This is a genomic window from Blastomonas ursincola (assembly GCF_013607875.1).
In the GTDB taxonomy this organism is placed as follows: Bacteria; Pseudomonadota; Alphaproteobacteria; order Sphingomonadales; family Sphingomonadaceae; genus Blastomonas; species Blastomonas ursincola.
This window is the reverse complement of the sequence record NZ_VDES01000003.1, coordinates 42,118-63,758: the sequence shown is the minus strand read 5'-3', so window position 1 is coordinate 63,758 and position 21,641 is coordinate 42,118. Positions and strand designations below refer to the sequence as shown.

The following is a 21,641-nucleotide window of genomic DNA, read 5'->3' as shown; positions in this document are numbered from 1 at the left end:
TGACGGTCTGGAGTGTAAAGTTTTTTGGACAGTTCCGCAAACGCGGATTTCAGTCACAGGCTGCGCAGCGTCCGCGCACCTCTATGACCGGGCGTATATCGACATAGCCCGCCGATTCTGCCGTCCTGCGAACGCTGCGCGACAGCCCATCATCATCGATATGCGTCGCGTTTCCGCAAGAATCGCACACCAGGAATATGCAATCGTGCACGCATCCCGGGTGCGAATTGGCGATATAGGCGTTGATGCTCTCTACCCGGCGCGCAAGATTGGTGCGCACGAACAGGTCGAGAATGCGATAGACGGAGTTGGGCGCCACCCGCTTGCCGCGCTTGCGGCTGACGGAATCGGCAATGTCATAGGCCGATGCCGGCTTTTCGATCTCGGCCAGGGCGGCAAAGATCGACTCGCGCATCTCGGTCCACTGCTCGCCCGCTGCTTCGAGCGAACGCCGCGCGGCGACGGCAAGGTCTTCGCCCTCGTGCTCGTGATGCTTGTGGGCCTGGTCTGTGACGGTCGACATGGCGCTTATCTACGCATCCCGCCCGCAGGTTGCAATGGCCCGACCGGGCTCAGCCGCGCACGGGCTTGGCAATAAAGAGTGCCGGGAAGGTCCGCTTGAGATTGCTCACCTTCACCGCATCCCAACGGACGATATAAGGGTGAGCCGGATTCTTGAACATGAAGTCCTGGTGATAGGTTTCAGCCGGATAGAAGGCCTTGTACGGCTCGACCGCCGTGACGATCTTGCGTTTCCACGCCCCCGACTTGTCGAGCTCTGCAATATAGGCGCGCGCCACCTGCGACTGCGACTTGCTTACCGGCACCAATGCGGTGCGATATTGGGTGCCGCTATCGGGTCCCTGACGGTTCAGCGTCGTGGGATCAGCGACCACCGAAAAGAAGACCTGCAGCAGCTGGCCATAGCTGACCTGCGCAGGATCATAGACCACGCGGACCGCCTCGGCATGGCGCGTGCTGCCGCTCGACACCTCGTCATAGGTCGCATTAGCCTTGCCGCCGCCATGATAACCGGAGACGGCGCTCTTCACGCCCTTGATATGGCTGAACACGCCCTCGACGCCCCAGAAGCAGCCGCCGGCAAAAATCGCGACCGCCTGCTTGCCCGATTCGGCTGCCTTGAGCTTGGGCGCGGGAATGATCTTCGCCTCCTCCGCAGCCAGGGCAGCGGGCTCCAGCACGGTCAGGGCCGCGCCGAACAGGCCGATGCCGGCCAGGATGGGGAGAAGACGCGAAGGCAGGTTCATTTCAGGATCGAACTCTCGATAGCGGGCCGCGCGCTTTCGGCACGGCCGTCTTCGGGCAGCAGCACGAACATCGCGATCGCGCCGATGGCAAAACCGCCCAGGAAATTGCGGAACAGATCCGACTTGAGGATAGTAGTCATGGTTCGTCTCTTGTCATGTGTCCGCAGGCCCGGTTCGGGGGAATGGCCTGCGGGGTTACATCGGAAGGACCATCTGGTGCCCCCGACGGGCGAATCAAGCAGCACTGCGGATAGTTCTGCTTGGGGTGCCCGCAATGTGCCTGAATCGGCTGTACGCGCTGTGAACCACGGCACAGGCGATGGTTCAGCTTTTCGGCGAACGTCGGATGGAGGTCGATCAGGTGACCCAGCGGTCAACCGATCAGCCGCGCCCGCATCAGCCCGCGCAGCGAATTGCCCAGCCAGAAGCCGTCTGTCAGGTCGCCGGGCACCAGCCGCGCCTCCGCCGCCCTGCCCTGCTCGATCAGCTCGCGCCTGAGCACGCCGGGCAGCAGGCCCTGGGCAAGTGATGGGGTGAGCAGCCGACCGTCACGCTCGACGAACAGGCTGGTAAAGCTCCCCTCGGTCAGCGCGCCGCCGGCATCCGTGAACAACACCTCGTCCGCGCCCTGCTGCGCTGCAGCCTCGCGACGGGGAGCGTCATAGCAATCCCGGTCGGTCGTCTTGTGCGCCAGCCGCAGATCGTCGGCAGCCAGCGCCATCGGCCGAAGCGCCACCTTCAGCGGCTCGCCCAGCGGTGCGGGCATCGGGCGCATCTCGATCGCGGTATCGCCCGTCGCGGCAAGCAGCAGCCGGATGCGCGTGGGCACCTCCAGAAAGAAGCAGGCATGGTTGAGCGCGTTGCGCACGGCGTGCCGATCGAACGAGAAACCCAGCGCCGCCGCGCTTGCCTTCATCCGCTCCAGATGCAGTTCCAGCCGGACGATGCCGCTCGCAGGATCAAAGCCCATGGTCTCGATGAGATCGAACCGCCCCGCCCTTGCCTGCAATCCTGTCGCCGCCTTCAAGAACGCCCCCTTGACCAGACATTCGCGCCATTCGTCTGCTGCGCCGGAATCCGCGACCACCCCCGATCCCAGCCCAAGGCTGACCTTTTGCGCATCGGCGGCAAGATGCAAGGTGCGAATTGCGACATTGAAAGCGGCGTCACCCGGCTGGCCTTCGCGATGCGGGTCGATCCGGCCGATCGATCCGCAATAGATGCCGCGCGGCCTCGCCTCGATTGCGTGCAGCAATTCCATCGCACGGATCTTTGGCGCGCCGGTGATCGATCCGCAGGGATAGATCGCGCGAATGATGTCGATCGCATCGCGGCCCGGCGCCAGGCCCGCGCGTACGGTCGAGGTCATCTGGTGGACGCTGGGATAGCTTTCGATGCGGAACAGATCGGTCACGCGCACGCTGCCGGGCACCGCGACGCGCGCCAGATCGTTGCGCAGCAGATCGACGATCATCAGGTTTTCCGCGCGGTCCTTTTCCGAGCTGCGCAGCTGTTCCGCAGCCTCGGCATCGCGCGCGGGATCGGCTTCGCGCGGGCGCGTGCCCTTCATCGGGCGCGCGGTCATCTCGCCCTGGCGCAGCGAGAAGAACATTTCGGGCGAAAGGCTCAATTGCCAGTCGGCACCATCGAACACCACACCGCCATAGCCCGCCGCCGATCCCGCGCGCAGCGCGCGATAGAGCGCCAGCGGATGGCCCGAAACCGCAGCATGGTTCTGGAAGGTAAGATTGGCCTGGTAGATGTCACCGCGCGCGATCGCTTCGTGCACCAGCGCAAAGCGCGCCGCATAGTCATGCTCGGCCATTTCGGGGCGCGCCGGGGTCAGAGAGGCTTGCGCCTCCCCGCCCTGCAGCGTGAGCCAGCCGGGCACGGCCTCTGGCGGCATGACGTCATGACGTTCAAACAGCCCGAACCAGGCCAGCCGCATCGGCCCCAGCGCATCGAGCAGCGGCCGCAGCCGGGATTCGAGCGCATAGCCGGCTTCGTAGGTCAGATAGCCCGCCGCATGCAGCCCTGACCGCCCCGCGCTGCGCAACTCGTCGAGCAACTGGTCCAGCTCTTCGGCGGTGTGCGCCGACAGGCAGCGCACCGGATCGCGGTACAGCCGCGCCGGGCTACCCCCCTGCACGCGGGCATCATCGAGCAGAACAAAGGGCTGGGAAAGACGGGCGGGCCTGGGGTCCATGGCCCGCGCTTCTAGGGCCTGGCTGCATCACTGCCTAGAGGGGTGTTTGGCAGGCCATCTGGCTGTGCGGTTGCCAAGGGCGCGCGCGCCGCATAGACGGGCAGCAAGACATGAAGGGACGCAGGATGCATCGGCGCAGTTGGACATGGGCGCTGGCCGCGCTGGCGGTCGGTCTGGCTGTCCCTGTGGCCGCCGAGGACGCCGCCCCGGCCGATCCCATAGTTCCGCCCCCGGCTGCGATGGTGGCCGATGGCGTTCCGCCCATCGCGCAATCGCTGGTCGCAGACACGCGCCCCTATCTCGAATATCGCACCGCCGGTTTTGTCGGCTGGCACCCTGTCGACCGGTCGATGCTGATCACCACGCGCTTTGCCAATGTCGCGCAATTGCACCGCGTCGCAGCCCCCGGATCGGCGCGGCGGCAGATCACCTTCGAGGAAGAGCCGATCTTCAGCGGCAGCTGGTCGCCCGATGGCGAGGTGCTGTTGCTCGAGAAGGACGCCGGTGGCAACGAGGTCTCGCAGATCTATGCGCTGGAATCAGGGCGGCTGACTTTGCTGACCGACGGCAAGAGCCGTCATGCGCTGGGACCGTTTTCCGATGACGGCAAGCTCGTCGCCTATGGCAGCAACATGCGCACCGGCGTCTATAATGACATCTATGTCATGGACCCGCGTACGCCCGGATCGGCGCGGATGGTGCTTTCCACCGACAGCGGCGGCTGGGCGGCGATCGATTTCGCCCCCAATGGCCGCGATCTGCTGGTGTTCAACTATATCTCGGTCACCGACAGCCAGTTGCACATCATCAATGTCGAGACCGGCGCGATCCGGCAGGTGACGCGCGATGCCACCCCGGTCGCCTATGGCAATCTGCAATTCGCCCCCGATGGCCGTCTTTGGGTCTCCAGCGACAAGGACTCGGACGTCCAGCGCCTCGGGCTGCTCGACACAGAGACGGGGATGTTCACCCCGATGATCGACGGCGGGCGTTGGGACATCAGCAGTTTCGACATCGCGAAAGATGGCAGGACCATCGCCTATGTCGTTAATGAAGCGGGTTTTTCCAGGCTTTATCTTTACGATATCGCCAGTGGCGCCAAGCGTCAGGTGACAGGGCTCCCCCCGGGCGAGATCGGATCGGGAATGAAGTTTGCACCCTGGGGCGATCTCGGTTTCACCGTCTATTCCAACCAGTCGCCCGGCGATGCCTATAGCCTCGACCCCGCGACGCTCAAGGTCACCCGCTGGACCGAGAGCGAGACCGGTGGGCTCGACCCGGCGACCAACGTCCTGCCCGAGTTGGTCGAGATCAAGAGCTTCGACGGCGAGCCGATTTCCGGCCTGCTTTACCGGCCTGATCCGAAACGGCACCCAGGCAAGCGACCACTGATCATGTCGATCCATGGTGGCCCCGAGGGTCAGGCAACTGCGGGCTTTCTGGGCCGGACCAACTATCTCATCAACGAGCTCGGTATCGCGCTCTTCTATCCCAATGTCCGGGGCTCGACCGGGTTCGGCAAGCGCTTCGTCGCTCTCGACAACGGCCCGTTCCGCCGCGAGAATTCGGTCAAGGACATCGGCGCCTTTCTCGACCGGCTGGGCAAATATCCGACGCTCGATGCCAAGCGCTTCGGGGTCACCGGGGGCAGCTATGGCGGCTATATGTGCTATGCCAGCGCGATCCGCTATGGCCGCCGTTTCAATGCCGCCAGCTGTATCGTCGCCATCTCCAACTTCGTCACATTCCTCGAAAATACAGAGGAATACAGGCGGGACCTCAGACGGATCGAATATGGCGACGAGCGCGTTCCGGAGCTGCGTGCCAAGCTCGAGGAGATCAGCCCGCTGACCCGGGTCGATCAACTGAAGATTCCGCTGATGGTGGTGACCGGCGCCAACGATCCGCGCGTTCCGGCGAGCGAGGCGGATCAGATCATCGATGCGGTACGCTCGCATGGCGGCACGGCCTGGCACCTGCTCGCGCGTAACGAAGGGCATGGCTTCCGCCGCAAGGAAAATGCCGATTACCTGTTCTGGGCCACGCTCGCCTTCTGGCAGCAGCACCTGCTCGGCGCACAGCCCGGCGCCGCCGACTGAACCTTTCTCGCACAAGGATTGCTCATGGTTGCCTCCGTCTTCGATCTGTTCAAGATCGGCATCGGCCCTTCCAGTTCGCACACCATGGGGCCGATGGTCGCGGCCGGACGCTTCGTCGCCAGGCTCGCCGATGCCGGTCAGCTCGATCGGGTAGCGCGGGTGGAGACGCGGCTCTATGGATCGCTCGCGCTTACCGGCAAGGGCCATGCGAGCGACCGCGCGATCCTGCTCGGCCTGGCCGGGGAGGAGCCGGTAACCTGCGATCCCGACGCCGCGGACCGGTTGATCGAAACGATCCGGGCGAACGGCGAGATCCTGCTCGCCCGGCACCATCGCATCGCCTTTGACGAACCGGCAGACCTGATCTTCCTGCAGCGCGAGCGTCTGGAATATCACAGCAATGCGATGACCTTCGCCGCCTTCGGGCCCGACGGGGAAGAGCTTGACCGACGCGCCTATTATTCTGTCGGCGGCGGGGCGGTGATCGATGAGGGCGAGACCGGCGGCAACGCGCCTGGCGGCGGCGGGCTGTGGGATGTTCCGCATGTCTTTCGCTCGGGTGCCGATCTGCTTGCCATCGCGGCGGAGACGGGGCTGTCGATCGCCGAGATCATGCGCGCCAACGAGCTGGCAGCGCGCAGCCCGGAGGCGCTGTCGGCCGGGCTTTCCGACATAGCCCAGGCGATGTCGGCCTGTATCGACCGCGGCATCCGCACCGGCGGCATTTTGCCCGGCGGCCTCAAGGTGAAGCGCCGCGCGCCGCTCGTGATGGCGCATCTGATGGAGCGGCAGGAGCGGATGCTGTCCGATCCGCTGACCGTGATCGACTGGGTCAACCTCTGGGCGCTCGCGGTGAACGAGGAAAATGCAGCGGGCGGCAAGGTCGTCACCGCGCCGACCAATGGCGCAGCGGGGATCATCCCCTCGGTGCTGCGTTTCTACGATCGCTTCGCGCCCGGCGCCGACCAGGCAGGCATCGAACGCTTCCTGCTCACCGCCGCCGCGATCGGATCGCTGTTCAAGGAGAATGCCTCGATCTCGGGCGCGGAGGTCGGCTGTCAGGGCGAGGTCGGCGTCGCCTGTTCGATGGCGGCAGCGGGCTTGGTCGCAGCCTGGGGCGGTTCGCCGATGCAGGTCGAGAACGCGGCGGAAATCGGCATGGAGCACAATCTGGGGCTCACCTGCGACCCGGTCGCGGGGCTGGTGCAGGTGCCGTGCATCGAGCGTAACGCGGTCGGCGCGGTCAAGGCGATCGAGGCGGCGCGGCTGGCGATGATGGGCGATGGCACGCACCGGGTCAGCCTGGACGAGGTGATCGAGACGATGCGCCGCACCGGGCTCGACATGAACGAGCGCTACAAGGAAACCTCGCAGGGCGGGCTCGCGGTCAACGTGGTCGAGTGCTGAGCCGTTCGGCGCGTGCCTTCTCGCGCGCGGCCTGGCGCAGCGCCATCGCTCGGTCCCACCAGGGGTGCCCGGCATGGCTCTCGGCCACCGTCCTGACGCTGCGGTCGCCCAGATAGATCGCTAGTCCCCCCGTCCGGTCGAGCAGCGCCCGGTCCGCCTTGAACCAGCGCGGGCGGCAGCTCTTCGGCAGCCAGCGCGCCGCGATGACAATATCGGCCCTGCGGCACGCAGCGGCCAGGTCGCGCTCTGGTATCCGCTCGCGGCTTCTGCCGATGAGCACCCTTTGATCGCGCAGTATCAGGCTGCAGAAATCGGCATTGCACCGCGCGCCAGGCCAGTCCTCGATCGCGATCGGCTGCCCCTGGAACGCAGCGCTCTCGCTCAGGCTTTGCAGCGCATAATCGCCCGCATTGCGGCGCAGCACCACCAGCGCGCCGTCGGGGGCGCTGAGCGCGAGATGCTGGCCGTCGCCCGTCACCAGCAGGTCGGGCGCGGGCTGAAGCGCGGCGAGCAACGTGGCTAATGCCACCGGGATCAGCCCCAGCCAGCGTCCGCGCGTGCGCCACAGGAACAGCCACAGCCCCCCGATCACGAACAGCGCGAACACCGGCGCGCCGCTTCGCGGAAACAGCGCGACGGCGCCGGGAGTATCGGCGACGCCATGCGCGACATCGATCAGCGCCTGGATCGCGATGCCGCACAGCCACCAGAAGGGCGCGCCGAGCCCGACAAGATCGAGCAGCAGCGCCAGCGCCTCGACCGGCATGATGATGAAGGTGGTGAGCGGAATCGCGATCATGTTGGCGAGCGCGCCATAAAGCCCCGCCTTGCCGAAATGGTGCAGCGCGATCGGCATCAGCGTGAACTCGATCAGCAGCCCGGTAAGGAAGGTCATCGCCAGGAAGCGCGCCACTCGCCCAGCCCAGCCCAGGTCCGCCGCTGCCCAGTTCCGCATCGCGGGATGATCGTGCAGCGCGACGATCGCGGTAACGGCGGCGAAGCTCAGCTGGAAGCTCGGCCCCATCAGCGATTCGGGCCAGACCAGCAGCACCGCGAATGCGCCCGCCGCGATCAGCCGGGGCGAGACCGGATCGCGCCCGAGCGCCAGCGCGAGCAACACGAGCAACGCCGCCGCGCACGATCGGATCGTTGGCACCTCGGCCCCGGTGAGCAAAGTATAGCCGATCCCGGCCAGCGCCCCTGCTCCGGCTGCGACGAGCGGCAGCCGCCAGGCGCGGGCGAGCGGCGGGAACAATGCAAGGAGCCGCAGCGTCAGCAGCCAGACCGCGCCGATCAGCGCGGTAACGTGCAGCCCGCTGATAGAGAGCAGATGCGCCAGGCCGCTCGACCGCATGGCCTCGGCATCTTCCTCGCTGATCGCGCCACGATCGCCCGTCGCCAGGGTCGCGGCAATGCCCCCCGCCCCGCCGGGCACCGAGGCCTGGATATGGGCCGAGAGCCGCGCGCGCAGCGAATCGAGCGCCCCCGCCGTTTCACCGGGCTTGAGCAGCTGCGGCTTGTCGAGCATGCTGCCCGTCGCGCCGAGCCGGTCGAACCACGCGCGCTGGGCAAAGCTGTAACCGCCGGGCAGCGCCGCCTGCGCAGGCGGCATCAGCCGCGCCCGGCCCGTGATGATCGCGCCGGGCTGCAGCGCGGGGCTATCCAGTTCAAGGTCGAGATTGACCCGCACCCGCTCCGGCAGGCCGAGCGAGGGACCGGGCTGGACGATGAGCCGCACCATGTCGCGCGCAGGCAACGTCTCGCGCGCCTCGATCCGCCCGGTCAGCACGCCGAACCAGGGCGCGGGAAGCGGGTCGGCGGCTACGCGCTCGGCACGCCAGGCCATGGTCGCGCAGCCTGCCGCGAGCATCAGCAGACCGACGAACAGGCAGCGCGCGGCCAGTTCCATCGCGCCAAAGGACCGGCACCAGGCGAGCAGTGCCAGCGCTCCGGCGAGGCTGAGCGCGATCAGCGCTACCGGCCACTCGCCGCCAGGCAGCGCGAACCAGGCGGCAATCCCCGCGCCGAACGCGACGACGATCCATACCGGCAGCTGATCGCGCTCTGACAGCAGCCATTGCCCCATGGCCGCGACGGAAGGCGGGGCCATTGAAAACCGGCGCAGACTGGCCATTTGTCGCTGCCAGAAAGCCGTGCTAGAGGCGGTCGAAATTGCCATCATCGGCGAGTTTGAAAGGAAAGCGTAAGTGAGTGCAAGCGGCGAAAAATCGGACCTTCCGGCGGGCGCGTCCGGCGGACAGGTCGTAACCCGGTTCGCCCCGTCACCCACCGGATTCCTCCATATCGGCGGCGCGCGCACCGCGATGTTCAACTGGCTGTTCGCCCGCCACCATGGCGGCAAGGCGCTGCTGCGGATCGAGGATACCGACAAGGCGCGCTCAACTCCGGAAGCGATCGACGCGATCTTTGCCGGGCTCGACTGGCTGGGTCTCGATTGGGACGACACGCCGGTATTCCAGAGCGAACGCGCGGCGCGCCATGCCGAGGTTGCGCACCAGCTGCTCGATATGGGCAAGGCGTACAAGTGCTTCGCCACCGCGGAGGAGCTGGAGGCGATGCGCGCCGAGCAGCGCGAGAAGAAGCTGCCGATGCGCTATGACGGCCGCTGGCGCGACCGCGATCCCAGCGAGGCCCCGGCGGGCGCGCCCTATGTCGTGCGCCTGAAGGCCCCGCAATCGGGCAAGATGACGATTGCCGACCAGGTCCAGGGTAACGTCACGGTCGATACGCGCGAACTCGACGATTATGTCCTGCTGCGCTCCGATGGCACCCCCACCTATATGCTCGCGGTGGTCGTGGACGACCACGACATGGGCGTGACGCACATCATCCGCGGCGACGACCATCTGAACAATGCTTTCCGCCAGCTCGCGCTGATCCAGGCGATGGGATGGCCGGAGCCCGTATACGCGCATATCCCGCTGATCCACGGCAATGACGGCGCAAAACTCTCGAAGCGCCACGGTGCACTGGGCGTCGAGGCCTATCGCGACGATATGGGCGTGGTGTCGGACGCGATGTTCAATTACCTCCTGCGGCTCGGCTGGGGTTATGGCGACCGCGAGAAGATCTCGCGCTCCGAGGCGGTCGAGCTGTTCTCGCTCGCCAATGTCGGCAAGTCGCCCTCGCGCTTCGATGCCAAGAAGCTGATCAACCTCAATGGCCAGTATCTGCGCGAGATGGACGATACCGCGCTTGCCGCGCTGGTCGCGCCGCGCGTCGCCGCACGGATGCCAGAATTCGATCCTGCGGGCGGCATCGATCTGCTGGGCCGCGCGATGCCGGTGATGAAGCTGCGCGCGCGCGACCTCAACGAACTCGCGGAAGGAGCGCAGTTTCTCTTCAAGAATCGCCCGTTAAGCATGGACGAGAAAGCAAAATCCCTGCTAGACGAAGCCGGGGTCGCGGTCTTGCAGACAGTAGAACCGGTTCTGGCCGAAGCACCGTCATGGACGGGCGCCGCGCTGGAGGAAAAGCTTACCCAATTTGCCGAGGCACAGGGGCACGGCCTTGGCACTTATGCCCAGCCGCTGCGCGCCGCTCTGACCGGACAGGCGCGCTCACCGGGTATATTCGACGTGCTCGAACTGCTGGGTCGCGAGGAATCGCTCGCCCGGATCAAGGATATAACGCACGTGGCCGCCTGACGGCCCCACGCGCACCGTCACTACGTTTGGAGGAGAAGAACCGTGTCAGACAGCGCATCATTGAAGATCGGCGACAAGGAAAGCGGCTATCCGATCCGCTCCGGCACGATCGGTCCGGACGTCATCGACATCCGCAAGCTCTACGCCGAAACCGGCTGCTTCACCTATGACCCCGGCTTCACCTCGACCGCCAGCTGCGATTCCGCGCTGACCTATATCGATGGCGACGAAGGCGTGCTGCTGCACCGCGGCTATCCGATCGGCGAGCTGGCCGAGGATTCGAGCTTCATGGAAGTCTCGTACCTGCTGCTCAACGGCGAGCTGCCGAGCAAGGACGAGCTCGACAGCTTCACCTACACGATCTCGCGCCACACCATGCTGCACGAGCAGCTGATGCAATTCTATCGCGGTTTCCGCCGCGATGCGCACCCCATGGCGATCATGTGCGGTGTCGTCGGCGCGCTCTCGGCCTTTTATCACGACTCGACCGACATTGCCGATCCCGACCATCGCCGCATCTCCAGCCACCGGCTGATCGCCAAGATGCCGACGATCGCGGCGGCCGCGTACAAATATTCGGTCGGCCAGCCCTTCGTGTATCCCGACAACTCGCTGTCCTATACCGGCAATTTCCTCAAGATGACCTTCGGTGTCCCCGCCGAGCCCTATGAGGTGAACCCGGTGGTCGAGCGCGCGCTCGATCGCATCTTCATCCTGCATGCCGACCACGAGCAGAACGCATCGACCTCGACCGTGCGTCTGGCCGGTTCCTCGGGCGCCAATCCTTTCGCGTGCATCGCGGCGGGCATTGCCTGTCTGTGGGGCCCGGCGCATGGCGGCGCCAACGAGGCCGCGCTCAACATGCTGCGCGAGATCGGCACGCCCGACAAGATCCCGCACTATATCGAGCGCGCCAAGGACAAGAACGATCCGTTCCGCCTGATGGGCTTCGGCCACCGCGTCTACAAGAACTACGACCCGCGCGCGACGGTGATGCAGAAGACCGTGCGCGAGGTGTTCGACGCGCTCAAGGTCAGCGATCCGGTGTTCGAGGTCGCGCTGCAGCTCGAGGAAATGGCGCTCAACGACCCCTATTTCATCGAGAAGAAGCTGTTCCCGAACGTGGACTTCTATTCGGGCGTGATCCTTTCGGCGATCGGCTTCCCGACCACCATGTTCACCGCCCTGTTCGCGCTCGCGCGCACCGTGGGCTGGGTCGCGCAGTGGAACGAGATGATTTCCGACCCCGGCCAAAAGATCGGCCGCCCGCGTCAGCTGTACACCGGCCCGACGCAGCGCCCCTATGTGAAGATCGGCGACCGCTAACTTCTTCAGCGGCCATCGCGATAAACGAAGCGCCCTCCCCTCACCGGGAGGGCGTTTTGCTTTGGTGCTGCATCGATGGGAAACGCTGTCTTACAACGTCCCTCGACTTCCCGGCAAAGCCGGGAAGTTCATCCCGAGCCACTGGCTTGCCAGCCAGCCGAGGGGCTCGGGAACACGGGAGGTGGTTGGACGATCGCTTATTGTTCTGAGTGCGGCCAGGGGTCGCCAATACCCAGGCAAACGCCTAAACCGTTTGTCCCGAGCGAAGTCGAGGGACGTCTGCGCCAAGAATGGAGCGCCGCTCAGAAGGTCCGCTACGCTCCTTGGAGGATCCCACTACTTCTCGACGACAGGCGCAGAAGCGGGATTCTCGCTTTCGCGGGAATGAAGAGCTTGGTTGGATGAGAACAAATGCGCGTCAGACGCGCATCGGCATCAGCACGTAGAGCGCGGTGGCCTTGTCGTTCTCGCGGATCAGCGTCGGGGCGCTGCTGTCGGCCAGGTGCAGTTCGACGACATCGCCATCGATCTCGCCCAGGATGTCGAGCAGATAGCGCGCGTTGAAGCCGATCTCGAAGCCGTCGCTGCCATACTGGCCCTCGACCTCTTCGGCCGCGGTGCCGTTTTCCGGGCTGGTGACCGAGAGCGTGATCTTGTCCTTTTCCAGCGCCATCTTGACCGCGCGGGTCTTTTCGGTGGCGATGGTGGCGACGCGGTCGACGCCCTGTTCGAAGGCACGCGGATCGATCTTGAGCAGCTTGTCGTTCGCGGTCGGGATGACGCGGCTGTAATCGGGGAAGGTCCCGTCGATCAGCTTCGAGGTCAGGATCGCGCTGCCCAGGGTGAAGCGGATCTTGCTCGCCGACAGGTCGACCTGCACGCGCGAATCGCCGCGCTCGTCGAGCAGCTTGCGCAGTTCGGCGATGCATTTGCGCGGCACGATCACGTCGGGCATGCCCTCGGCGCCATCGGGCCGGTCGAGCGTCACGCGCGCGAGACGATGGCCGTCGGTCGCCGCGGCCTTGAGCACCGGACGGTCGTCATCGGCGACATGCAGGAAGATGCCGTTCAAATAATAGCGCGTCTCTTCGGTCGAGATGGCAAAGCGGGTCTTGTCGATGATCTGCACCAGCTCCGCCGCAGCCAGCTCGAAGCTGGTCGGCAGGTCGCCCTCGGCGATCACCGGGAAATCGTCGCGCGGCAGCGTCGGCAGCGTGAAACGGCTGCGGCCCGCGCGCACGAGCATCTTGCCGTCGGCGGCATCGAGCATCACCTGGCTGCCATCGGGCAGCTTGCGCGCGATTTCGAACAGCGTGTGCGCCGAAACCGTGATCGATCCGGGGGTCTCGACCGAATAGGCGCTCATCGTCTCGACGATCTGCAGGTCGAGATCGGTCGCCATGAAGCGCAGCGCGCCATCGCTCGACGCCTCGATCAGCACGTTCGACAGGATGGGGATCGTGTTGCGCCGTTCCACCACCGACTGAACATGGCTGAGGCTCTTGAGGAGCGTCGCGCGTTCGATTGTCGCTTTCATGAAAATCCCCCGAGGCGCTGCAGCCTCATCAGCAAATGACATATCCGCCACGCAGGCAGATTCCGGACCCACTTCATTAACAAGATTGGCTTTAGGGGCAAGCCGATAGCCGGGGAAACGCGCCAAAACTGTGGAAAATGACGGGATAGGCTTGCCTATTCCCGCCCCTTTGCCGAAACGGGTTCGATATGACGCAAAATTCCCGCTTTGCCTGCCCGCCGGTGCCCGGTCGCCTGTTCATCGCGCGCCATGGTGAGACCGTATTCAACGCCGCGAAAAGGCTGCAGGGCGACCATCTCCACACCCCGCTGACCCGAGCGGGCTTTGCCCAGGCCGACGCCATGGGCGCAGCGCTCGCGGGCGTGCTGGGAACAAAGCCGGATTTGAAGCTCTGGGCATCGGATACGGGCCGCGCGCTGCAGACGCTAGCGGTGATCGCCGAACATCTCGGGCTCGACTGGCACGATGCCGCGCGCGATGTCCGTCTTGCCGAGATCGGCATGGGTTGCTGGGGCGGGCGTTATTATGCCGAAGTCGTCGAGGAAGTCGGACCGATCGTCAGCGCCGACATGCTGCTCACCCCTGCCCCCGACGGCGAATGCTATCCCGAGATTGCCGAGCGCGTGACGGGCTGGCTCGCCGATCATGCGGGTGAACCGGGCGACCGCCTGGTGATCATGCACGGCATTTCGAGCCGGGTGCTGCGCGGCGTGCTGCTGGGGATTTCGGTGCACCCCGAGTTCGGCGCGCCGATCGCGCCCGGCCTTCCGCAGGGATCGGTGGTGATGATCGAGAATGGCGTGGAGCATGTCGTCGTCACCGGCACCGGCGGAGGCCATGCGTGAGGCACTACGCCGCCGCGCTTTTGCTGCTGGCGGCGCTGGCCACCGCGGCTGAGGCGCGCGACAGCCTGGGCGTGTTCGACGCCTGGGGCGCGTTCCGCGATCCGCAGGTGCCCCGCTGCTATGCCATCGCCCAGCCTGACGAGGTGCGCGGGACCCAGCAATATCGCCCCTTTGCCAGCATCGGCTACTGGCCGAAGCGCGGCGTACGCGGCCAGTTCCATCTGCGGCTCAGCCGCGCGATGGCCAAAGGCCAGGCCGTCACCTTGACCATCGGCATCCGCCGCTTTCGCCTGACCGGCGGCGGCGGCGATGCCTGGGCGCGCGACAAGACGATGGACGCGAGCATCATCGCCGCGATGCGCTCGGCCCGCGAGATGACCGCCAGCAGCGAGGACGCGCGCGGCAACACGATACGCGACCTGTATCTGCTGAAAGGGGCCGCGACCGCGATGGACGCGGCAGCTTTGGGATGTGCGCGCCGCAGCTAGATACGATCGAGCAGCCGCTCGACACTGGCATGCGCCGCCTTGTGATGGTCGCCAGTGGCGCGCCCCTCCTCTTCCAAAGCGGCGCGGATCGCGTCGATCTGCACATCGGTGAGATGCTCGATGCCGATAAAGGCGTTGCGCGCGTCCTGCTGCGCGCGGATCAGCTCATCGAGCTTGGCCTGCATCGCGGCCGCATCGCGATTCTGGCTGTTCTGGATGACGAACACCATGAGGAAGGTGATGATCGTGGTGCCGGTGTTGATCACCAGCTGCCAGGTATCCGAATAGTCGAACACCGGCCCCGTCACCCCCCAGATCACGATGATCAGTGTCGCCGCGAAAAAGGCAAAGGGTCTGCCCACCAGCCAGGCGACACGGGTGGCAATCACGGTGAAGAAACGATCCATGGGGGCTCCTGAAGACGGGGAACGGTGCTGCGCCAGCGGCACAGCTAGCAATTGCGGGCGAATTTGACTATGTGCGCCGCCATGAACGCCGAAACCCCGATCTCCATGCCCATTCCGGGCCATATCGACCCCGTGCCTGTGCCGCGCGCGATCACGCCGCGCGCCGATGGCCGCAGCGACCTGATGGGCCTTGCGCGCGAGGATATCGGCGCGCTGCTCGAGGCTGCCGGGCTCGACCGCAAGCAGGCCAAGCTGCGCTCCAAACAGCTGTTCCACTGGATCTACCATCGCGGCGTCACCGATTTCGACGCAATGACCGATATCGCCAAGCCGATGCGCCCCTGGCTCGCCGAGCGCTTCGTCATCGGCCGGCCCGAGATCATCGAGGCGCAGGTATCGAGCGACGGCACGCGCAAATGGCTGCTGCGCACCGATGACGGCCAGGATTACGAGATGGTCTTCATCCCCGATGCTGACCGGGGCACCTTGTGCATCTCCAGCCAGGTCGGTTGCACGCTCAACTGCCGCTTCTGCCATACCGGCACGATGCGGCTGGTGCGCAACCTCACCCCGGGCGAGATCGTCGGCCAGGTGATGCTGGCGCGCGATGCGCTGGGCGAATGGCCCAAGGGCGCGATGGACCGGCTCGACGAGGACGAGGACGCCGCCGCCTATACCGCCGATGGTCGGCTGCTCACCAATATCGTGCTGATGGGCATGGGCGAGCCGCTGTACAATTTCGATCATGTCCGCGACGCGATGAAGGTGGTGATGCATGGCGATGGCCTCGCGCTGTCCAAGCGGCGCATCACGCTTTCGACCAGCGGCGTCGTGCCGATGATGGCGCGCTGCGGCGAGGAGATCGGCGTCAACCTGGCGGTCTCGCTGCACGCGGTGACCAAGGAGGTGCGCGACGAGATCGTGCCCCTGAACCGCAAATACGGGCTGGAACAGCTGCTCCAGGCCTGCGCCGACTATCCCGGCGCGAGCAACGCGCGGCGCATCACCTTCGAATATGTGATGCTCAAGGACAAGAACGACAGCGACGAGGACGCGCGCGAGCTCGTCCGGCTGCTCAAGGCCTATGGCCTGCCCGCAAAGGTCAACCTCATCCCGTTCAACCCCTGGCCCGGCGCGGCGTACGAATGCTCGGACCCGGAGCGGATCAAGCGCTTTTCGGACATCGTGTTCGAAGGCGGCATCAGCGCACCCGTCCGCACCCCGCGCGGCCGCGACATCATGGCGGCCTGCGGCCAGCTCAAGTCCGCCGCGGAGAAGAAGAGCCGCGCCGAGCTCGACCGGCTGGCGGAAGAGAAGCAGGCGGCTTTGGGTTAAGACCTCAAAGCCCTCCCCCTTGATGGGGGAGGGTTGGGTGGGGGTGAACGCGCGAGATCGTGCCCTCTGTCCTTCCGTAGACCCGCAGACCCAGCCGCACCATCACCCTCACCGCTGCGACTAGGCTCCTTCGTCGCCAAGTCTCGCTGCCTCTCCCATCGAGGGAGAGGCGGTCTGCTGGACGCTATTCGTTTCTACCCCGCCGGCGCCTCACCCGATTTGAGCAGCGGCTGCTTGGACAGCTCGCCCTCCTGCATGATCTTGCGGCGCAGTTCGTCGCGCTTTTCGTGGATCGACGCGATCACCGGGCCCATGGCGATGCCGAGATCGACCAGCAAGGCCTCGGACAGCTGCAGCGAGCTTTCCAGCGCCTCGGGCACGGCCAGGGTAGCGCCGGCGCGGTAGAGTTCTGCGGCATGATTGGCATCGCGCGCGCGGGCGATGATGGTGAGGTCCGGCACCCAGCCGGCGACGCGGCGCACGATGCGCACCGCCAGCACCGGATCGTCCATCGTCAGGATCAGCGCCTTGGCATGGCCGAGCCGCAGCCGGTCGAGCAGTTCGGGCCGGGCGACATCGCCGAACAGGATCGGCACGCCCTTGCGCCGCGCGGCGGCCACGACATCGACATTGGATTCGATCGCGACATAGGGCTGGTTGTGCTTGGCCAGCATGTCCGAGACGATCTCGCCCACGCGGCCATAGCCGAACAGCACCACCCTGCCCGCACCTGCAGATTCCTCGTCCGGAGCAGCGCTTTCGCTCGCGCGCATGTCGATGCGCGTGGCGATGACGTGGCCGAGCTTGGCGAGCAGCGGCGTGATCGTGAGGCCGATCGCGGTGACGATCTGCCAGAATTGCGCGGTGCTCGATTGGATCAGCTGCGCCTGCACTGCCGCGGCGAGCACGATCAGCGTGGTTTCGGCAGGGCTGGCCATCAAAACGCCGGTTTCCGCCGCAACCCCGCGCCGTGCGCCGACCAGCCGCAACAGCCCGCCGGTGACCACCGCTTTGATAAGGCACACGCCGACCACGGCGATCGCCAGCGATTGCCAGTTAGCCGCAACCACCCGCAGATCGACCGACATGCCGACGGTGATCAGGAACACCCCAAGCGCCAGCCCCTTGAACGGCGCGGTGATGATCTCGACCTCGTCGCCATATTCGGTTTCCGCGATCATCACGCCCGCGATCAGCGCGCCGACGATCGGCGACAGGCCCGCCGCCGCCGTGGCGACCGAAGCGGTGATGACGACGAGCAGACATGCTGCGAGGAACAGCTCGGGGCTCTTGGTGCGCGCCGCCTGCGCGAACAGATAAGGCAGCAGATAGCGCCCGGCGAGCAGCATGATGACGATCGTCAGCCCACCCAGCCACAAGGTCTCGACCAGCCCGTCCAGTCCGGCGGCCTCGGCGCGCGGCGCCAGCGCGCCGAGCGCGAAGATGATTGGCACCAGCGCCAGATCCTCGAAGATCAGCATGGCGAGCGCCGAACGCCCGACCGGCCCGGTCGTGCCGACCATCGGCAGCACCAGCGCGGTCGAGGACAAAGCGAGTGCCATGCCGAGGCCGAGGGCGCCGGCGAGCGGCTGACCGATCAGGTTGAGCGCAAAGCCGATCACCAGCCCGGAGGCCAGCAGCTGCGCCGAGCCCAGCCCGAACACCTGCACCCGCATTGCCCAGAGGCGCTTGAACGACAGCTCGAGCCCGATGGTGAACAGCAGCATCACGATGCCGAATTCGGCGAACGGATCGATCGCCTCGCGGTCGGTGATGGTGATGTGATAGAGCCATGGGAACTGGTCGACAATCGAGCCGAGGCCCGATGGCCCGACCAGCATGCCGACCAGGATGAAACCGATGACAGGGTTGATCCGGAGCCGCGCAAAGGCCGGAATGACGATGCCAGCCGCCCCTAGGATCACCAGGGCATCGCTGAAGACCGGATTCTCAAAGGGCGTGTGCATGGATCAATTCATGGCGGATAAAGGACAGCATGTCAGCCATAAATCATTCTGATGCGAGCGATCAGCCGCCCCCGCCGCCCTGCGGCCCTGCAGGCGCCGCCTGACGGGCGCGTTCGCGCTTCGCGGCGGCATTGCCGCGCCCAACGGCGCGGTCCCATTCAATGTGGTAGAGGTCGTAGCGACGATCGCCCAGGTTGCGCACCGTGCCCTCGTGCCGCGCCCAGCTGAGGTCATCCAGATTGACGTCGCTGATCGTCAGCGTCTCGACATTCTCGCTCGCCTCCGCCGCGATGCCATCGCGCGCGAACGGCAGGTCGCACGGCGTCAGGATGCAGCTTTGCGCGTACTGGATATCCATGTTCTCGACATCGGGCAGATTACCGACATTGCCGGACATCACGACATAGCACTGATTCTCGATCGCGCGCGCCTGGCAGCAATAGCGCACCCGCATATAGGCCTCGCGGCTGTCGGTGCAGAAGGGCACGAAGATGATCCGCGCGCCCTCGTCCGCCAGACGGCGCGCCAGTTCGGGAAACTCGCTGTCATAGCAGATGAGCACGCCGATCGGCCCGCAATCGGTTTGGATCGCGTCGATGCTGTCGCCGCCCTTGATCTTCCACCAGTACCGCTCGTTGGGCGTGGGGTGAATCTTTTCCTGCGCGTGGATCGATCCATCACGCAGCGCCACCAGCGCGATGTTCTGGATATCGCCATCATCGGCGCGGGTCGGGTGCGATCCGCCGATGATGTTGATGTTATATTCCATCGCCATGCGGGTGAGCTCGTCGCGGATGCGCGGGGTGAACTCGCTCAGCGCCTCGATCGCTTCCTGCGGCCCCATCTTCTTCTTGGCGAAGGACAGCAGCGACATGGTGAACATTTCGGGAAACAGTACGAAGTCCGCCCGGTAATCCGCTGCAACATCGACGAAATATTCGACGTTTCGGACGAATTCCTCGAAATTCGCGACCGCACGCGCCTGAAACTGCACCGTGGCGAGCCGGACGCTCTCCACCCCGCGCGGGACGCGGTGCTTGGGTGGTTCGTCCGCGTTCACATAGGGGTTACGCCAGACCATGTGCGCCGCATGGCCGCGCGACTGTCGATCCTCGGGCAGATAGCGCTTCAATATGCCGACGGGGGTGAAACCGTTGGCGATCTGGAAGCCGATGACCGGATCGCGCAGCTTGCCGTCGATCACCTTGGCGAGATAGTCCTCGGGGCTCTCGGCCTTCTTGGTGCGCTTGGCCCGGTCATAGCCGGGGATGCGCCCGGCAAAGACGATGCCGTTGAGTTCGAGCTGTTCGGCCAGCGCCCGGCGCGCCTCGTAGAGCCGCTTGCCGATGCGGACCCCGCGCTGGGCGGGGTCGACGCACATTTCATAGCCGTAAAGCCATTCGCCGGTGGGCACATGGCGGGTGCCGAAGCCGTTGCCGCTGATCTCTTCCCAGTCGTGCGGACCGAAGGCCATGGCCTCGGTCACGCGCGACGAGGCGCAATAGCCGACGATCTCGCCGTCAAGAATGGCGACGAACTGGCCTTGGGGGAAATTGTTGATCTGGCCGCGCAGCTCGCCGAACTTGTACGGCGGCAGGCTGGGATAGGCTCGCTCGACCAGGGCCGATATTCCGGGAATATCGCCCCTGCGTGCCTGCCTGACCTCCAGCCGTGCCTTGCTGCTGCGTTGCGCCATCAACCCCTCATGCCCAGTTGCCCATTTCCTTTTCAAGATTGACCCGGATCGCCTCGAAGAACTGCTCGGTGGTCATCCAGGCCTGGTCGGGCCCGATCAGGATGGCGAGGTCCTTGGTCATAGATCCCTGCTCAACGGTTTCGATGCAGACGCGTTCCAGCGTTTCGGCGAAGCGCACCACTTCGGGCGTCTCGTCGAAGCGGCCGCGATAGATGAGGCCGCGGGTCCAGGCGAAGATCGAGGCGATCGGGTTGGTCGAGGTCGCCTTGCCCTGTTCGTGCATGCGATAGTGGCGGGTGACCGTGCCGTGCGCGGCTTCCGCCTCGACGGTCTTGCCATCGGGGGTCATCAGCACCGAGGTCATCAGGCCGAGCGAGCCGAAGCCCTGCGCGACAGTATCCGACTGAACGTCGCCGTCATAGTTCTTGCACGCCCAGACGAACTTGCCCGACCATTTCAGTGCGGACGCGACCATGTCGTCGATCAGGCGGTGCTGATAGGTGATGCCGGCGGCCTCGAACTTGGCCTTGAATTCCTTCTCGTAAATCTCCTCGAAGATGTCCTTGAAGCGGCCGTCATAGGCCTTCATGATCGTGTTCTTGGTCGACAGGTACGTCGGCCAGCCGCGATCGAGGCCATAGTTCATCGATGCGCGGGCGAAATCGGCGATCGAGTCATCAAGGTTGTACATCGCCATCGCGACGCCCGAGGACGGGAACTGGAACACTTCCTCGTCGATCGTGGTGCCGTCCTCGCCCTCGAACACCAGGCGCAGCTTGCCCGGGCCGGGCACGCGGAAATCGGTCGCCTTGTACTGGTCGCCGAAAGCGTGACGGCCGACGACGATCGGGTCGGTCCAGCCGGGCACCAGCCGCGGGATGTTCGAGATCACGATCGGCTCGCGGAACACGACGCCGCCCAGGATGTTGCGAATGGTGCCGTTGGGCGACTTCCACATCTTCTTGAGGTTGAACTCCTCGACGCGCGCCTCGTCCGGCGTGATGGTGGCGCACTTGACGCCGACGCCATGCTCGCGGATCGCGTTCGACGCGTCAACGGTGATCTTGTCGTTGGTCTCGTCGCGCTTCTGGATCGACAGGTCGTAATATTTCAGGTCGATGTCCAGATAGGGCAGGATCAGGCGTTCGCGGATCCACTCCCAGATGATGCGGGTCATTTCATCGCCGTCGATTTCGACGACGGGCTTGGCCACCTTGATCTTTGCCATGCGGATTTTGCGCCTTCTTGCTAGGGAGGAATCAGGAAATCTGGGACGCTCTTAGCAAAGTCGGGCGAGGTTTCAACCTTGCGGATCAGCGCAATCGCTGCACTTTCAGTATTGCAAATCACTAGCAAGTTTATGCCGCAGCGCAGCATTCACCGCATTGTGGG

17 protein-coding genes are annotated in these 21,641 nt (G+C 65.3%); 7 read left to right on the top strand and 10 right to left on the bottom strand.

Annotated features, from left to right (window positions below):
- Positions 1 to 49: 49 nt before the first annotated feature.
- The 4 genes from FG486_RS14135 to pabB all read right to left on the bottom strand — a co-directional run bounded on the left by FG486_RS14135 (position 50) and on the right by pabB (position 3,474).
- Positions 50 to 523, bottom strand: coding sequence for a Fur family transcriptional regulator (locus tag FG486_RS14135; protein ID WP_066278693.1), 474 nt, complete (start codon positions 521 to 523; stop codon positions 50 to 52).
- A gap of 49 nt (positions 524 to 572) precedes the next feature.
- Positions 573 to 1,268: a peptide-methionine (S)-S-oxide reductase MsrA gene (msrA, locus tag FG486_RS14130; protein WP_181268027.1), complete on the bottom strand. Its 696-nt coding sequence runs from the start codon at positions 1,266 to 1,268 to the stop codon at positions 573 to 575.
- Positions 1,265 to 1,408, bottom strand: coding sequence for a hypothetical protein (locus FG486_RS14125; RefSeq protein ID WP_171007788.1), 144 nt, complete (start codon positions 1,406 to 1,408; stop codon positions 1,265 to 1,267). Before FG486_RS14125 ends, msrA begins: the two co-directional genes overlap by 4 nt.
- A 233-nt stretch (positions 1,409 to 1,641) precedes the next feature.
- Positions 1,642 to 3,474 (bottom strand): aminodeoxychorismate synthase component I, encoded by a 1,833-nt coding sequence (gene pabB, locus FG486_RS14120; RefSeq protein WP_181268026.1) that lies wholly within the window; start codon positions 3,472 to 3,474, stop codon positions 1,642 to 1,644.
- Positions 3,475 to 3,599: 125 nt separating this feature from the next.
- On the opposite strand from pabB, the gene FG486_RS14115 reads away from it, so the two are divergent.
- Positions 3,600 to 5,573, top strand: a complete 1,974-nt coding sequence (locus tag FG486_RS14115) for a S9 family peptidase (protein WP_181268025.1) — start codon at positions 3,600 to 3,602, stop codon at positions 5,571 to 5,573.
- Between the two features lie 24 nt (positions 5,574 to 5,597).
- Complete coding sequence (locus FG486_RS14110; protein ID WP_181268024.1) at positions 5,598 to 6,980, top strand: L-serine ammonia-lyase; 1,383 nt, start codon at positions 5,598 to 5,600, stop codon at positions 6,978 to 6,980.
- On the opposite strand, the gene FG486_RS14105 is transcribed toward FG486_RS14110, so the two are convergent.
- Positions 6,961 to 9,090, bottom strand: a complete 2,130-nt coding sequence (locus tag FG486_RS14105; protein ID WP_181268023.1) for a ComEC/Rec2 family competence protein — start codon at positions 9,088 to 9,090, stop codon at positions 6,961 to 6,963. The two genes, FG486_RS14110 and FG486_RS14105, sit on opposite strands and share 20 nt — an antisense overlap.
- Before the next feature lie 97 nt (positions 9,091 to 9,187).
- On the opposite strand from FG486_RS14105, the gene gltX reads away from it, so the two are divergent.
- Entirely contained in the window at positions 9,188 to 10,648 is a 1,461-nt protein-coding gene (gltX, locus tag FG486_RS14100; RefSeq protein WP_181268022.1) for a glutamate--tRNA ligase, read from the top strand.
- A gap of 42 nt (positions 10,649 to 10,690) precedes the next feature.
- Positions 10,691 to 11,974: a citrate synthase gene (locus tag FG486_RS14095; protein WP_060977102.1), complete on the top strand. Its 1,284-nt coding sequence runs from the start codon at positions 10,691 to 10,693 to the stop codon at positions 11,972 to 11,974.
- Positions 11,975 to 12,392: 418 nt separating this feature from the next.
- Here FG486_RS14095 and dnaN read toward each other — a convergent pair whose 3' ends face one another.
- Positions 12,393 to 13,511 (bottom strand): DNA polymerase III subunit beta, encoded by a 1,119-nt coding sequence (gene dnaN / locus FG486_RS14090; protein WP_023836928.1) that lies wholly within the window; start codon positions 13,509 to 13,511, stop codon positions 12,393 to 12,395.
- A 188-nt stretch (positions 13,512 to 13,699) separates the two neighbouring features.
- Between dnaN and FG486_RS14085 the strand changes: the two genes are divergently transcribed.
- Both FG486_RS14085 and FG486_RS14080 read left to right on the top strand, forming a co-directional pair.
- Positions 13,700 to 14,356 (top strand): histidine phosphatase family protein, encoded by a 657-nt coding sequence (locus tag FG486_RS14085; protein WP_066282186.1) that lies wholly within the window; start codon positions 13,700 to 13,702, stop codon positions 14,354 to 14,356.
- The gene (locus tag FG486_RS14080; RefSeq protein WP_181268021.1) at positions 14,353 to 14,844 is read left to right on the top strand and encodes a hypothetical protein; all 492 of its coding nucleotides are present in this window, start codon (positions 14,353 to 14,355) and stop codon (positions 14,842 to 14,844) included. Before FG486_RS14085 ends, FG486_RS14080 begins: the two co-directional genes overlap by 4 nt.
- Here FG486_RS14080 and FG486_RS14075 read toward each other — a convergent pair.
- A complete protein-coding gene (locus tag FG486_RS14075) occupies positions 14,841 to 15,251 on the bottom strand; it encodes a low affinity iron permease family protein (protein WP_181268020.1) in 411 nt (136 codons plus the stop codon). The genes FG486_RS14080 and FG486_RS14075 overlap by 4 nt on opposite strands.
- Positions 15,252 to 15,332: 81 nt before the next feature.
- Here FG486_RS14075 and rlmN point away from each other — a divergent pair, with 81 nt between their 5' ends.
- On the top strand, positions 15,333 to 16,586 hold the full coding sequence (rlmN, locus tag FG486_RS14070; protein ID WP_479682245.1) for a 23S rRNA (adenine(2503)-C(2))-methyltransferase RlmN: 1,254 nt from the start codon (positions 15,333 to 15,335) through the stop codon (positions 16,584 to 16,586).
- 194 nt (positions 16,587 to 16,780) lie between these two features.
- Here rlmN and FG486_RS14065 read toward each other — a convergent pair whose 3' ends face one another.
- The 3 genes from FG486_RS14065 to FG486_RS14055 form a co-directional block, all read right to left on the bottom strand.
- Positions 16,781 to 18,553, bottom strand: coding sequence for a cation:proton antiporter domain-containing protein (locus FG486_RS14065; protein ID WP_066282177.1), 1,773 nt, complete (start codon positions 18,551 to 18,553; stop codon positions 16,781 to 16,783).
- A gap of 61 nt (positions 18,554 to 18,614) precedes the next feature.
- Positions 18,615 to 20,249 (bottom strand): bifunctional GNAT family N-acetyltransferase/carbon-nitrogen hydrolase family protein, encoded by a 1,635-nt coding sequence (locus FG486_RS14060; protein ID WP_066282176.1) that lies wholly within the window; start codon positions 20,247 to 20,249, stop codon positions 18,615 to 18,617.
- Between the two features lie 7 nt (positions 20,250 to 20,256).
- Positions 20,257 to 21,477 (bottom strand): NADP-dependent isocitrate dehydrogenase, encoded by a 1,221-nt coding sequence (locus FG486_RS14055; RefSeq protein WP_066282172.1) that lies wholly within the window; start codon positions 21,475 to 21,477, stop codon positions 20,257 to 20,259.
- Positions 21,478 to 21,641: the final 164 nt, after the last annotated feature.